The following is a 13196-nucleotide window of genomic DNA, read 5'->3' on the forward strand; positions in this document are numbered from 1 at the left end:
ACTATTGATTAAAGGAGTAATAATGAAATTTCTCGGTTGCCTACTTTCATTAGGTTTAGGCATGGCGAGCTTCCAATCTGCCGCCCAAATTAATTTTTCTTGGACGGTTAATGCTGGCCCAATCAACCCTCACCAAACTTCACCTAACCAGATGTACGCTCAAGCGATGGTTTATGAACCACTGGTTAAATACGCTGAAGGCGGTAAATTAGTACCGTGGCTTGCAAAGTCTTGGACGATTTCTGAAGACGGTACGCAATACACGTTTCAATTGCGTGATGACGTAAAGTTCTCTAACGGCGAAATTTTTAACGCTCAAGCAGTAAAAGCGAACTTTGAACAAGTATTAAAGAACATCGATAAGCATCGTTGGTTAGAACTGATTAACCAAATAGATAAAGTTGACGTTAAAGATGAGTTTACGGTTTCTCTACACCTTAAAACAGCCTATTACCCAGCCCTTCAAGAACTGACGCTTGTTCGCCCTGTACGTTTTATGGCTCCGTCTGCTATGCCTAAAGAAGGACATACTGGCGAAGGTATCAAAAAGCCTATTGGTACTGGGCCATGGCAATTAAAAGAAACTGTCCTTGGCGTAAAAGACGTCTTTGAGCAAAACCCACATTACTGGGGTGAGAAACCAAACCACAAAGAAGTGGAAGTCGCGGTGATTGCTGACCCAAATGCCCGCGCTTTGGCATTTGAAAGTGGCATGGTGAACCTAATCTATGGCCTTGAAGGTCAAATATCTCCTGATACTTTTGATCGTTTCAGTCAAGATCCATCACTTCACACAGGCTTATCTGACCCAATTTCTACTCGACTCATTGCCCTAAACAGCGCTCGCTCTGCAACGCAAGAACTGCCTGTTCGTATCGCTATGAACCATGCCATTGACCGCAAGTCGATCTCAAAAGGGATCTTCTATGGCACAGAGTCTCCTGCCTACACGTTATTTGCTCAAAACGTACCTTACGCGGATGTGCCGCTGAGTAACTATCAACACAGCCAAGAACAGGCAAAAGTTCTACTAGATAAAGCAGGTTGGAAAGTTGAATCTGGTTCTGACTACCGCGTAAAAGACGGCAAACAACTCGCTGTTGAACTGGTTTATCACGGGCACGATGCAAACCAAAAGGCCATTGCCGAAGTTATTCAAGCCAACTTTAAACAAGTGGGTATCAAGCTGAATTTAACTGCCGAAGAACGCAGCCGTTTCTATAAACGCCAAAAAGCCGGTGAGTTTGATCTTATCTTCAACAACACTTGGGGCGCACCATACGATCCACATTCATTTGTCAGTGGTATGCGTAGACCTTCTCACGCTGACTATATGGCGCAAGCGGGTCTAGCAATGAAACCTCAAATCGATAAAAACATCGATGCGATCTTATCGAGTACCGATGAAGCGGAACGCAAGCAACTTTACGCAAAACTGCTAAGCACTTTGCATGAGCAAGCAGTCTATCTACCTGTGACTTACATGCGTATTACAGGCGTTGCTTCGCAGAAGCTTGGCAAACTGACTATGGGTGCAACTGTATTTGATATCCCATTTGAACAATTAAAATAGAACGACCAAATGCCAGCCGCAAGGCTGGCAAAGGACTCACCATGTTATCTTTTGTTGTAAAGCGACTGCTGCTCGTCGTTCCCCTATTGTGGGCAGTATCGCTTATTATTTTCCTGTTCTTACGCCTAAGTGGTGCTGAACCTGCGCTCGCCTACTTACGTGCCGCCAACATCCCGCTCTCCGATCAGTCCATCGCAGAAGCAGAGCGTTTTCTTGGCTTAGATAAACCTCTTTGGGAACAATATTGGGAATGGCTCTACAATGCCGTCCATCTAGATTTTGGCACCTCGTACATGACAGGACGTCCTGTATTAGAAGATTTAATGTATTACCTTCCTGCGACATTAAAACTCGCCTCGTTCGCTTTAATGTTGACCTTACTGCTCTCTATTCCATTAGCCATTTGGGCAGCCCGTTACCGCGATAAATGGCCAGACTTTACCATTCGAGGCTTAGCCTTTATTGGCGTTTCTATCCCTAACTTCTGGCTCGGTTTTCTGTTGGTTTTACTCTTTTCCATCCAACTAAAATGGCTTCCACCAATGGGTTACGGTGGCTTATCACACATGCTGCTGCCGGGGTTTGCCATTGCTTTCATGTCGCTATGTATCAATGCACGTCTGCTTCGAGCAAGCATGCTTGAAGTGAGCGGACAACGACACGTGCGCTATGCACGTATCCGCGGCATTTCAGATAGCCGTGTTGAGCGTACTCATATTCTACGCAACAGTTTATTGCCTATCGTGACCGCTGCTGGTATGCACATTGGTGAGCTGATTGGTGGTTCACTGGTCGTAGAGAGTATATTCAGTTGGCCGGGTGTGGGGCGATATGCCATCACAGCGATCAGCAACAACGACTACCCGATCATTCAGTGTTTCACTCTGCTAATGACCACCATCTTCATCTTATGTAATTTGGTGATTGATATTATTTACGCTTGGCTCGATCCAAGAATTCGCTTGGAGGCCGCAGAATGTCAATGATTCGAAATACCCCCATCAGCGCACTATTGGGCTTTATCGTTCTTGCGCTATTACTGTTTATCGCCATTTCGGCACCTTGGTTAGCGCCATACGATCCAAACGCAATCGACCTGACTCAACGACTGCAAGGCATGAGTACCGAGCATCTTTTGGGTACAGACCATCTTGGCCGTGACACGTTTTCACGCCTAATCACCGCTACCTCAGTATCGCTTGGTGCCGTATTTGCCACCCTCGCGTTGATGCTAGTGATTGGCGTTGGTTTAGGTGGCCTAGCGGGGTTTGTTGGCGGTAGAACCGATCAAGTTATCATGCGAACCTGCGATGTTTTCATGACTTTCCCAACCGTCGTATTAGCGCTTTTCATGGTAGCTATTCTTGGTACGGGATTGGTTAACGTCATCATCGCCATCGCCGTTACCCACTGGGCTTGGTATGCACGTATTGCCCGAAGCCTTGTGTTGTCGGTTCGCCATAGTGATTACTTGCGAGCCGCTAAACTCGCTGGAGTTCCTCCATTTGCACGTTTTCGTATCCACGTGCTGCCCAACATTATGGTTCAACTCATGGTATTGGCAACGTTGGATATTGGCCATGTCATGCTGCATGTGTCTGGTCTGAGTTTTCTTGGCTTGGGTGTGCAATCTCCTACTCCTGAATGGGGAGTCATGATTAACGATGCACGCCAATTTATTTGGAGCAACCCGATGCTCGTCATTTGGCCGGGACTCGCCATCTTAGTCAGCGTCATGGCATTTAACCTATTAGGTGATGCACTGCGAGACAAACTTGACCCGAACTTGGAGCACAGCGGATGAAACTCGAACTAAACAACCTGTATGTCAACGCTGGCAAAACTCGCTTAGTCAAAGACATCAATTTGACCATTGAATCTGGTTCTGTACTCGCTTTGGTTGGCGCAAGTGGCTCAGGCAAATCTGTCACTTGTTCCGCACTGTTTGATTTACTGCCTAACTCCTTAAATCATGAATGTGAAATACGCCTTGAAGGTCAACCAATCGATGTACGTAGCATTCGGGGTAAGCACATCACTTGTATCATGCAAAATCCTGCCAGTGCATTTAACCCGCTACAAACCATGCGCCAACATGGCTTTGAAACCATGCAAGCAAGCGGTCAACCGTTCTCTGAAGCTGCGCTGATTGAGGCTATGCAAGATGCAGGTTTGCAAGAATGCGAAAACACATTGACTCTTTATCCGTTTCAAATGAGTGGCGGTATGTTGCAGCGTATGATGCTCGCACTTGCCCTCGTAAGTGGTGCACAATTATTAGTCGCGGATGAACCAACCACTGACCTCGACCTTGTTGTTCAAGCTCATATCCTTAATCGATTGGAACAGATAAGCAAAAAACGCAATTTAGGTGTATTGCTGGTTACCCATGATTTTGGCGTCGTTGCACGTTTGGCTGATCGAGTTGCGGTTATGTCTGATGGCCAGATTGTTGAACGAGGTTCGGTTGAGAAGATATTCCACCAGCCAAGTCACCCAGCGACCCAAGCATTGCTCAATGCCCATCTCTCATTGTACAAGGAGGTCAGCAATGGTTAATGAACTTCAAGACACGCCATTCATTTCGGTTCAAGGCGCTGCAAAACGTTACCAGCCACAAGGGCTACTCACCAAGCAGACTAGCAAACAAGTGCTGACCGATATCAACCTTGAAATAAAACAAGGGGAATCCGTCGCCTTGGTCGGTGCCAGCGGTAGCGGAAAAAGCACATTATGCCGATTAATACTCGGTTTAGAGCCAACCAGTGATGGCGAGATCTATTACCAAGGTCAAGCGTTATCAAGCTTTACTAAACAAGATTGGATTAACTATCGCCAAGAGGTTCAATTGGTTTTTCAAGACGCTATAGGAGCCGTAAACCCACGCCAAACCATTGGACAGATATTGGCAGAGCCTTTGCGCTACCTACGTAAACTGACCAAGCCAGAAATCGAATCTGAAAGTAAGCAGCTAATGGCCAAAGTGGGATTGGATATTGCCCTATTAGCCAGAAAAGCCGGGCAATTAAGCGGTGGTCAATTACAGCGGGTCGGTATTGCGCGGGCTCTAGCAGTAAAGCCAAAGTTGATCGCTCTTGATGAGTCCTTATCAAGTTTAGACTTGGTACTACAGCAACAGATGATTGCGTTGTTGAAATCGATACAGCAAGAATCTGGAACTGCATTCTTACTCATCACCCATGATTTGCGTTTAGTCGATTTGTTTTGCCATCGAGTGATCGTGCTCGACCAAGGAGAGATTGTGGAAAGTCGCCCAGCAAATACCAATGCACCTTGGCAAAGTGATATGGGTAAAAAGCTTAACTCAGCGATTCTACCCGCTATGCCGGTGACTAGAGCTAAAGAGACAACATCAACCGTGGAGAATCTACAAAATGAAGATAGCTCTTTAAATGTAGGTGCTGCTTAACAAAGCATTAAGCCTCAATGTGATTGTGCCTCACGGTGATTGTGCCTAAGCACGCATTTGGCATTTCAAACATCTGTCAAACAACTCACACTGTCAGTGGCTAGATAAAAGAGAGGCATGAGTGCCTCTCTTTCATTTCAGCATAAGGTGGGCGCTTAAACGTCGATACTCATTTAGCGCAACTTTATCCGCTTCAATGGCGACATTGTCTGGGTCAATCTCAAACCATTCGACACTCTCCGCTTCGAGTGCGGTTATTTCCCCTTGCCACTGAGTAACGACGTAATAGTGAATCAGCTGTAGCTCCGAAGTTGGATGGTAAAGAGAGCACAAGTATTTAGAGCGTACTGGCGTTACTTGCAGTTCTTCCATCAGTTCTCGCATCAACGTATCTTCTTGCTCTTCTCCCGCTTCCATATGACCACCGGGAACATTAGTCATACCTGCATCTGTCTCTCGATCTGCACCACGCTTTTCTAGCAATATCCTATTTTGACTAATAAGCATAAACGAAACGCATTGATGAACCTCCATTTCTAGACAGCCTCCCTTCGCATTAAAAACTCCGATTCACTTTCTTCGACAACCTTAAAACCATGTCGCGAATACAGCTTTTGTGCTGGATTCGACTTAATCACACTTAGGCCTACTTTTGATCGGGTTTGTTGTGCGCAGCCAATCAAATACTCTAGCAACTGGCTACCAATACGCTTGCCTTGATACTCTGGTAAAACCTGTAGCTGAACCAAATACCAATAATTTGTATCCTGATCGTAAGTCGCTTTATACAAGCCTACAGATTTTCCTTTGTACTCTATGATCTGTGCGTGTTCGAAATGGTATTGGATCCGCTTTTGATACGCTTCATCACTGATTGGCATGTCGGCACCAATCAAGTATTCCCTCATGGTTCGATCTCTTAACATCATTAAAAAATCTAAATCTGAGGATTTGGCTTTACGTAACGAGATTTCCATACCTAGCTCCGACGATACAATTGACTCACTCAGTAGATTGTAACAGTCAAAATCCGCCAAGAGTTTCCTTTCCATAATTTTCTTTATGAGTGTGACCAAGAGCACCACATCGGCCGAAACAATAGACTTAACGCCTAATTAAGCCGCCATGATAGTGCAAGTCGTAAACCTTCTTCTGTTCTAGTTCAATCCATTCATATCCTGTAAACGAATTAACATCCCCTTTATTGGTGTCGTGATAGCATCCCCAGTTTGTATTAATCACCGAATCACCTAAAAACTCGCCAGACTGATAGATTTCAGTTAATGCTGTTATTACTGCATTGCCTGCCTTTTCTCCGTTACATATATCAGGCCTTAAGATCTTCCCGTAATAGTTCATAGCCCAAACAGGCTCACCTTCGAAATACACCACTTCTTGCCCTAGAAAATCGGTGCCACCAAAGTAACTGTCTAGATATTGAAATGGGCCTCTTTGGTATTGAATATCACTAGCGCCTTTGCGCGATGGTAAGCATTTAGGGGCTAGACCGATATATGAGTTAGCTTTTGCTTCAGCAATAAAGCGGTAAAGTTCTTGTTTAGTAAAAGATGACATATAACCTCCCGATCAAAGAAGTTATAACAACTGTATATAAACACAGTTATTCCGAGTCACTTCACTTAAATGAAAAACACCTATTTAATCAGTCGTAAATCAAACTGAAAATTTAAACGAGTGGCAGATTGGACAATTAGGTTGGCATCAGGATGTTGAATGTTAAGTAGATAATTGCGCTCGCGGGGAACAATGGTGGAAGGCACTGATAGGATTGGGCTGGCCAAACTTTTAAGCCATTGATCACCAATCTCAGCGGTATCTGTTGGTGCTGGGTTCTCTTGCCAATTTGAAGGCAAATCCGCATCATCGATAGTGAGACCCGCTTGTTGACCAAACGTCACTTGATACAGTTCATAGCTTGCGAGCAATTCGCTATTTTGCAAATGAACCAACATCTCTAACATGGCTAACGATTCAGAACCTGCAAGATAAACACAACTATTGCCCTTGCTGTTCCATCGTCCTCCGTATAAACGGGCGCCTTCGCCATCAAAAGCGTTGGCCGCCCATTTCTTGCTCACGATACGGTAGCCATACAGCATTAAGAGAAGACTCCGTGCTCAAGTCGGCCAATGAGGTCAAGTACCGCTTCTGTCTCTGCGGAAGTGGACAACATCGTAATTGGCTTATTATTCCCTAACCCTGTCACCGAAGTGGTTAGCCATTGACGTGCTTTAACGGCGTCGAGCTCAAACAGGTCAAGACTTGCTTGATACACTTCCGCAAAGCGATACAGCCTATCGCTCTCTTCCTTATTAAACTTACCAGACTTAGCTCTGCGCTGAAGCGTTGCCCGTGGGATTGCGGTTGCATTTGCGACATCTTGTTTCTCAAAACCAGAGATAGATGCCAGTTTGCCAAACACTTCAAAAGGCAGACCTTCATGCAATGCTTGATGCAATTTGATGCCGCGAGCAGGCAAACCGACTTGTTGCCAGAATGAAGCTTTCGTTGGCGTTGGTTTATAGCTTTGGAATGTTTGCATCATCACCTCCATCATTTGATACATTCATTATGTATCAAATGAGCAAAAGCACCAAGCAATATTGCTCATTTTCCATACACAAACAAAATCGCCCAACTCGGGTTGGACGATTTTTAGTGATAAGTTAAAGGCAGGGGTTAATTATCTGGGTAGCCATCCGGGTTATTTGACTGCCAGCACCACGCATCTTGCGTCATCTGCTGTAATGTCTTTGTCGCAGTCCAGTTTAGCTCTAGCCTTGCCTTTGATGGGTCAGCCCAACACTCTGCAATGTCACCCTCTCTGCGGTCTACAATCTGATAAGGTACTGCTTTGCCGCTCGCTTGCTCAAACGCATGCACCATTTGCAATACACTGTATCCTACTCCAGTGCCCAAGTTGTACACATGCAAACCCGGCTGATTACCAACCTGTTTTAATGCCGCGAGATGACCATCCGCCAAATCCATTACATGAATATAATCTCGTACGCCAGTGCCATCTTTGGTTGGGTAGTCATCACCAAACACCGACAGCACTTCACGCCGACCCACTGCGACTTGAGAAACATAAGGCATTAAATTGTTGGGTATCCCCTGTGGGTCTTCGCCCAACTCACCAGATGGATGAGCCCCTACCGGGTTGAAATAACGCAGCAAAGTAATACTCCACTCCGGATTGGCTTTATGAAAATCCGCAAGACACTCTTCCACCATTAACTTACTGCGTCCGTAAGGATTAGTGGCACTGGTCGGAAAGTCTTCTGTGATCGGCACACTAGCAGGATCACCATAAACGGTTGCTGACGAACTGAAAATCAACGATTTCACGCCAGCCTCTCGCATAGCATCGACCAGAGTTAAGGTTCCGTGGACATTGTCTTCATAATACTCTAGAGGATGAGTGACTGACTCTCCTACGGCCTTCAAACCTGCAAAGTGAATAACAGCGTCAATGTGGTTGTCTTTTAGCACTTCAACTAAAGCCGGTTTATCCCGTACGTCCAAGTGATAAAATGTAGGTTTACTGCGCGCCAACTTCTCTATCCGGTGCAGAACCGATGCCTTACTGTTACATAAATTATCGTAAATAACCGGCGTGTAATTCGCCTCTAGCAATTGAATGCATGTATGGCTACCAATATAGCCCATCCCACCAGTAACAAGTACGTTCATACACAGCCCTCTTAGATTCTTGGTTGGCACAAGTACATCTAGATTCATATAAAGTATAAGAGGGGTTTTACAGTTATGTGTAATTTATGTCTTTTCGCTGATCTAATGGGGAGAATCGCCCCACTACTTTAATGTTCTAATTCGCCCATATTAGGACTCATGAAATGCATGATAAATTTGAGCGTTACGCCCATGTTCGAAATCACACTCGCATCAACAATCCTACCTAAGTCACTGACATAACGTTGGTATTTACGATAATCTAACTTTTAGTTGGAATGGATTGCTTACACGACAAAATGTCAAACCGTTGCATGGGCTAACGCGGAGATTATCGGTACAGCAATCTATGCTAAACATGGGTAAAGGATTCAATACAGGGAGCGTATCTATGACACAACGACGCCTCACCTTAAATTGCGATATGGGTGAAAGTTTTGGGTGTTGGAACAAGGGACAAGATGACGAAGTCATGCCATTAATCGACATGGCAAACATTGCCTGCGGATTCCACGCGTCTGATCCGGTCACCATGGCGAACACAGTAAAACTCGCGGTTCGGCACCAAGTCCGTGTTGGTGCTCATCCAAGCTACCCAGATTTAGTCGGTTTTGGCCGACGCAGCATGGCGCTATCCGCAGAAGAAATTACTTACTCGGTCATCTATCAGGTAGGCGCACTTAAATCGATTTGTGATAGCTTTAACCACAGCGTTGATTACATCAAACCTCATGGCGCACTCTACAACGACATGATGCGAGATTTAGCGATCTTTGAATCTATAGTTGATGCAGCGGCAAGCTTCAATCTACCTGTGATGATGTTAGCTCAACAAGACAATAGCGACTTCTTCGATATCGCAGAGCGATACGACGTGCCTTTGTTATTTGAAGCCTTTGCCGATAGAGCTTACTTAGCCGATGGCAGCTTAGCCCCCAGAGAACAAGCAGGTTCGGTACTTACTCATCAAGAAGACATCGTTGGCCAAGTATTGCAAATGGTCAATTATGGCAAGGTAAGAACCATTGATGGCTACACACTCGATATTGAAGCCGACACAATTTGTGTTCACGGAGACAACCCCGCCGCACTTCAAACGCTAATTGAACTCAACCAGCAATTAGGCAGAGGTTAGTATGGACAACTTTCAGTATCGTATTGAGCCCGTTTCAGAAACCGCATTAATGGTTCGCTTTAATCATCCATCGAGCAAGTCGTTGTCCATAGCCATCGGCTATATCGCCAATGAAATCTATCGCCAGCATGCACACTTCATCATGAATGCCACCCCGGCGTATGACTCCATTTTGGTCGACTATTTACCTAATCGAATGGTGCCTCAAGCGCTCGCGCACGCCATCGAAACCATTATTGAACACTACCAACCTACGCAAATCAAAGCCAGTGACGATGTGATCCCACTGCCTGTGTACTACTCTAGTCAAGTCGGCCCAGACATCGCGTTATATCAATCGAAAGGAATGTCACTCGATGACATTATTGAGCTACATACTGAGCGCACCTATTTTGTTAGCGCGATTGGTTTCTCTGCCGGTTTCGCCTTTTTAAGCGACGTCGCTCCAGATCTTGAACTGCCACGCCAAGCAACACCACGGCTAAACGTACCGAAAGGCAGCGTCGCGGTTGCTGGCAGTAAAACTGCCATTTATCCAAGTGCCTCACCCGGTGGTTGGAACATCATCGGCAATTGCCCGATTGACCTATATGACCCGACTGAGACGCCAGTTACTCCGTTTTCTATTGGTGCGGAAGTGCAATTCTATTCCATCGATAAAGAGACATTTATTGAACTTGGCGGTCAAATACATGAGGGTTGGAAATGAGTAGAGACTATATTGAAATCATCAAACCCGGCGCTCTAAGCTTACTGCAAGACCTTGGGCGTTTTGGGCAAAGCCAAATGGGCATCACGCAAGGTGGCGCTTTAGATGACTACGCTTACAGTTGGGCAAATAAGTTATTAGGTAACCCTGCCGGCGCAGCCTGTATCGAAATCACACTAGGCCAAAGCAGTTATCAAATTCAAGCCGACTGCCAACTGGCTATTACCGGCGCAGAAATGCATGCGAGCCTAGATGGCGAGCCTGTCACTAACTGGGCGAGCTTTAATGCCAAGAAAGGCCAAGTTCTGAGCTTTGCCATCGCACAATCAGGATTACGTAGCTATCTTGCCGTCAAACATGGTTTTCAAGTCGCACCTCAGCTTGGCAGTGTATCCACCGTTGCCCGTGATAAATTAGGTGGAATCGCGCAAGGTTTAGCGCTGCAACCCGGAGACAAGCTCCCTGTCATCACTAGCCAAGCGAGCAAGGAAAATCAGCTGAGCTTTCGCTTCAAACCCGACTATTCATTACCCGTCACATTAAGAGTCATTGAAGGTTATCAAACCCATCTTTTCGACCCCGACGCATTGGCCCACTTTTATCTCGCCTCATTTACAGTGAGTCAAAACATCAACCGGATGGGCTATCGGCTGACTGGAGCTAGCATAACCGCCCCAACAGAAACCCTACTCAGTGAGGGTGTTGCCCTTGGTGCCATTCAAGTACCACCAGATGGCGAGCCGATTATATTACTTAATGATCGACAAACCTTAGGTGGATACCCAAAACTTGGCTGTGTCGCCCGTGTAGATTTGCCGCGCTTAGCACAAGCGAAGCCGGGGCAAACGGTCACATTCGTAAAAGGGAATTTAGGTGAATTACAGTCGATTTGGAGTCGTTGGGCAAACTATTTTGGCTATTAAAGATAGTGAGGAATATTAGGGTCATTAGCCCTAATATTCTCCATATACCTCTGCTAGCTCAACAGGGTAACTGCGCTGAGAAGCTAATACTTTGGCACGCTCTACAACCAGTTGCTCGGTTAATCCCATTGTCACTGGGTGCGCTTCTTCTATGGAAGTTTCGCCATTTTTCACTAACCCCCACTGCGCTGCAATTTTCATCGCCGCTTCAATTGCCGAAGAACCTTTAACGATTTCTAAACGCGCATAATTGTCGCCATCAAAGCTAACATCTGCAGTACGTAGCGTGTCATCATTTCCCGGGATCTGCTGCGCTCCAAACAGTGGCGAACCATACTCTTTCGCCGATGCGTAATCGGGCACAAACCGACTCATGTGCTCAATCGCACGCACGCTACGAGAAATTTGGACGTGCTCTGGCCAGCCATGTTCGATTTTGTTTTCTAAGCTAAGAGGAAGGTTTGGCTGAGAAGATTCATTATTGCTGGTCACAAGGCCACCTTCAAACAGCGTAATGTCCTTGGTCATGCCATGTAACTGGAAGACGTTGTTGGCGTATGGCGTCAACTGTGCCATGCCATCTTTACTGCCGCGAGGTCCATGGAAAATCACTTCCGGCCATTTATATTGATTATGAGACCAATGGGTGACGTAAGCGGCTTTGAACTCCACTAAACGTGAGCGTTTCTTTGCAACCAGATCGTCAATAGAACCGGTTTTAAAGCCACAAGCATTAATCACGTAATCGTAATACTGTGTTTGTGTCCCCTCGCCTGACTCAACGGTTACATCCCACCCTTGACCATGTTCAGCCATATCGACCACTTTACTTGCCACACTTAACTGGCAGTTATCCAGTTGCTCGAGCACTAACGATGCGGTCGCAGCGATACGGAAAACGCTCCAACCGTGTTCTTGAACGGCAACGACAGGATATGTCATACCATCAAGATCAGCTTGGTCTGCAAAAGGAATCAACCATTCATCAAAACCTTGTGGCTGCTCGGGTTGAACGGTGTGCTTCAATGCTTCTAAATCTTCTCGGTAATAAAGCTTGTAATAATCACCAGGCTCACCAAGCACCTTGTTCGCACTGTCTTGCTCTACTAACTTTTGATACACCGATTGAATTTGATGAAGACGCGGCAATAAGGCGTTTGGGTCACCGCCGTCGCTTTTAGGAACCACAATTAACGTTGGACGACGATTGAGAGTATGTGGATAAAGACGAACGGAGTTGATCGATTGGGTTAGCAACTCAAGGCATTGCTCTAGCGAGATCTCACGGTATAAGTTTCCACCAGCGTGCAAATGACAAATTGGAGGTCCACTTACCAAGCCCGGGCTTTTCTCTATCAGGTGGACGTTCACGCCCTGCTCTGCAAGATGTATTGCAGCCGTTGAGCCTGCGATACCCGCTCCGATTATTGCGACTTTAGGTGCCGACTTTCGATCATTAGTTGAGTTCATTTCGATCAGTAATTCATTCTTTCTGATGGTATTTTAAAGACTTTGTCTTGGTATGAAAATCACATTTTTTAGATGGGTTTGAACACATAATTTCATTGTAAAAAAAACGAAAAAAAGCTTGACGTATTTTTTGTGAAAAGCCAATTCTCACTCTGTGTGAATAACAAATTTGCGCTACACATCGTGGTCATTGGCTTTGTGAGCTAACACGTATTATTCGCCAGTTAAGTTATCCCGAA

15 protein-coding genes are annotated in these 13196 nt (G+C 45.7%); 8 read left to right on the plus strand and 7 right to left on the minus strand.

The window, feature by feature from the left end; translation table 11 throughout:
- Positions 1–22 precede the first annotated feature (22 nt).
- Genes nikA through OH461_RS08695 form a run of 5 tightly spaced genes read left to right on the plus strand, consistent with a single transcriptional unit; the run spans position 23 to position 5003 of the window.
- Positions 23–1573, plus strand: a complete 1551-nt coding sequence (gene nikA, locus OH461_RS08675) for a nickel ABC transporter substrate-binding protein (protein ID WP_270020233.1) — start codon at positions 23–25, stop codon at positions 1571–1573.
- A gap of 41 nt (positions 1574–1614) precedes the next feature.
- Positions 1615–2559, plus strand: a complete 945-nt coding sequence (gene nikB / locus OH461_RS08680) for a nickel ABC transporter permease subunit NikB (protein WP_270020234.1) — start codon at positions 1615–1617, stop codon at positions 2557–2559.
- Complete coding sequence (gene nikC, locus OH461_RS08685) at positions 2550–3377, plus strand: nickel ABC transporter permease subunit NikC (RefSeq protein ID WP_270020235.1); 828 nt, start codon at positions 2550–2552, stop codon at positions 3375–3377. The genes nikB and nikC overlap by 10 nt, the downstream gene beginning before the upstream one ends.
- Positions 3374–4132 carry an ATP-binding cassette domain-containing protein gene (locus OH461_RS08690; protein WP_270020236.1) on the plus strand — a complete coding sequence of 253 codons (759 nt, stop codon included), beginning with the start codon at positions 3374–3376 and terminating at the stop codon, positions 4130–4132. The genes nikC and OH461_RS08690 overlap by 4 nt, the downstream gene beginning before the upstream one ends.
- Positions 4125–5003: an ATP-binding cassette domain-containing protein gene (locus tag OH461_RS08695; protein ID WP_270020237.1), complete on the plus strand. Its 879-nt coding sequence runs from the start codon at positions 4125–4127 to the stop codon at positions 5001–5003. The genes OH461_RS08690 and OH461_RS08695 overlap by 8 nt, the downstream gene beginning before the upstream one ends.
- 132 nt (positions 5004–5135) lie before the next feature.
- Here the strand turns inward: OH461_RS08695 and OH461_RS08700 are convergent, their stop codons facing one another.
- The 6 genes from OH461_RS08700 to galE form a co-directional block, all read right to left on the minus strand.
- Positions 5136–5537: an NUDIX hydrolase gene (locus tag OH461_RS08700; protein ID WP_270020238.1), complete on the minus strand. Its 402-nt coding sequence runs from the start codon at positions 5535–5537 to the stop codon at positions 5136–5138.
- Positions 5538–5539: 2 nt separating this feature from the next.
- The gene (locus OH461_RS08705) at positions 5540–5980 is read right to left on the minus strand and encodes a GNAT family N-acetyltransferase (RefSeq protein ID WP_270020295.1); all 441 of its coding nucleotides are present in this window, start codon (positions 5978–5980) and stop codon (positions 5540–5542) included.
- Between the two features lie 127 nt (positions 5981–6107).
- Positions 6108–6578: a DUF5680 domain-containing protein gene (locus tag OH461_RS08710; protein ID WP_270020239.1), complete on the minus strand. Its 471-nt coding sequence runs from the start codon at positions 6576–6578 to the stop codon at positions 6108–6110.
- Positions 6579–6658: 80 nt separating this feature from the next.
- Positions 6659–7123 carry an RES family NAD+ phosphorylase gene (locus tag OH461_RS08715; RefSeq protein WP_270020240.1) on the minus strand — a complete coding sequence of 155 codons (465 nt, stop codon included), beginning with the start codon at positions 7121–7123 and terminating at the stop codon, positions 6659–6661.
- A complete protein-coding gene (gene parS / locus OH461_RS08720) occupies positions 7123–7569 on the minus strand; it encodes a type II RES/Xre toxin-antitoxin system antitoxin (RefSeq protein WP_270020241.1) in 447 nt (148 codons plus the stop codon). Before parS ends, OH461_RS08715 begins: the two co-directional genes overlap by 1 nt.
- Positions 7570–7703: 134 nt before the next feature.
- Positions 7704–8720 (minus strand): UDP-glucose 4-epimerase GalE, encoded by a 1017-nt coding sequence (gene galE, locus OH461_RS08725; protein ID WP_270020242.1) that lies wholly within the window; start codon positions 8718–8720, stop codon positions 7704–7706.
- Between the two features lie 391 nt (positions 8721–9111).
- Between galE and OH461_RS08730 the strand changes: the two genes are divergently transcribed.
- From OH461_RS08730 to OH461_RS08740, 3 genes are read left to right on the plus strand one after another with little or no spacing between them, the layout of a single operon-like run.
- On the plus strand, positions 9112–9855 hold the full coding sequence (locus OH461_RS08730; protein WP_270020243.1) for a 5-oxoprolinase subunit PxpA: 744 nt from the start codon (positions 9112–9114) through the stop codon (positions 9853–9855).
- 1 nt (position 9856) lies between these two features.
- Positions 9857–10564, plus strand: a complete 708-nt coding sequence (locus OH461_RS08735) for a 5-oxoprolinase subunit B family protein (protein WP_270020244.1) — start codon at positions 9857–9859, stop codon at positions 10562–10564.
- Positions 10561–11487, plus strand: coding sequence for a biotin-dependent carboxyltransferase family protein (locus tag OH461_RS08740; RefSeq protein ID WP_270020245.1), 927 nt, complete (start codon positions 10561–10563; stop codon positions 11485–11487). Before OH461_RS08735 ends, OH461_RS08740 begins: the two co-directional genes overlap by 4 nt.
- Before the next feature lie 30 nt (positions 11488–11517).
- On the opposite strand, the gene OH461_RS08745 is transcribed toward OH461_RS08740, so the two are convergent.
- Positions 11518–12957, minus strand: a complete 1440-nt coding sequence (locus tag OH461_RS08745; protein ID WP_270020246.1) for an FAD-dependent oxidoreductase — start codon at positions 12955–12957, stop codon at positions 11518–11520.
- Positions 12958–13196: the final 239 nt, after the last annotated feature.

Origin of the sequence: Vibrio sp. LaRot3 (genome assembly GCF_027587025.1) — a bacterium.
In the GTDB taxonomy this organism is placed as follows: Bacteria; Pseudomonadota; Gammaproteobacteria; order Enterobacterales; family Vibrionaceae; genus Vibrio.

Excerpts from the sequence above, each read along its gene's own strand:
- OH461_RS08730 (WP_270020243.1), top strand. The coding sequence starts at position 9,112 with ATGACACAACGACGCCTCACCTTAAATTGCGATATGGGTGAAAGTTTT.
- OH461_RS08710 (WP_270020239.1), bottom strand. The coding sequence starts at position 6,578 with ATGTCATCTTTTACTAAACAAGAACTTTACCGCTTTATTGCTGAAGCA.
- OH461_RS08715 (WP_270020240.1), bottom strand. The coding sequence starts at position 7,123 with ATGCTGTATGGCTACCGTATCGTGAGCAAGAAATGGGCGGCCAACGCT.
- OH461_RS08740 (WP_270020245.1), top strand. The coding sequence starts at position 10,561 with ATGAGTAGAGACTATATTGAAATCATCAAACCCGGCGCTCTAAGCTTA.
- OH461_RS08745 (WP_270020246.1), bottom strand. The coding sequence starts at position 12,957 with ATGAACTCAACTAATGATCGAAAGTCGGCACCTAAAGTCGCAATAATC.
- nikB (WP_270020234.1), top strand. The coding sequence starts at position 1,615 with ATGTTATCTTTTGTTGTAAAGCGACTGCTGCTCGTCGTTCCCCTATTG.
- OH461_RS08705 (WP_270020295.1), bottom strand. The coding sequence starts at position 5,980 with ATGGAAATCTCGTTACGTAAAGCCAAATCCTCAGATTTAGATTTTTTA.
- parS (WP_270020241.1), bottom strand. The coding sequence starts at position 7,569 with ATGATGCAAACATTCCAAAGCTATAAACCAACGCCAACGAAAGCTTCA.
- OH461_RS08735 (WP_270020244.1), top strand. The coding sequence starts at position 9,857 with ATGGACAACTTTCAGTATCGTATTGAGCCCGTTTCAGAAACCGCATTA.
- OH461_RS08700 (WP_270020238.1), bottom strand. The coding sequence starts at position 5,537 with ATGGAGGTTCATCAATGCGTTTCGTTTATGCTTATTAGTCAAAATAGG.
- nikA (WP_270020233.1), top strand. The coding sequence starts at position 23 with ATGAAATTTCTCGGTTGCCTACTTTCATTAGGTTTAGGCATGGCGAGC.
- OH461_RS08695 (WP_270020237.1), top strand. The coding sequence starts at position 4,125 with ATGGTTAATGAACTTCAAGACACGCCATTCATTTCGGTTCAAGGCGCT.
- OH461_RS08690 (WP_270020236.1), top strand. The coding sequence starts at position 3,374 with ATGAAACTCGAACTAAACAACCTGTATGTCAACGCTGGCAAAACTCGC.
- galE (WP_270020242.1), bottom strand. The coding sequence starts at position 8,720 with ATGAACGTACTTGTTACTGGTGGGATGGGCTATATTGGTAGCCATACA.
- nikC (WP_270020235.1), top strand. The coding sequence starts at position 2,550 with ATGTCAATGATTCGAAATACCCCCATCAGCGCACTATTGGGCTTTATC.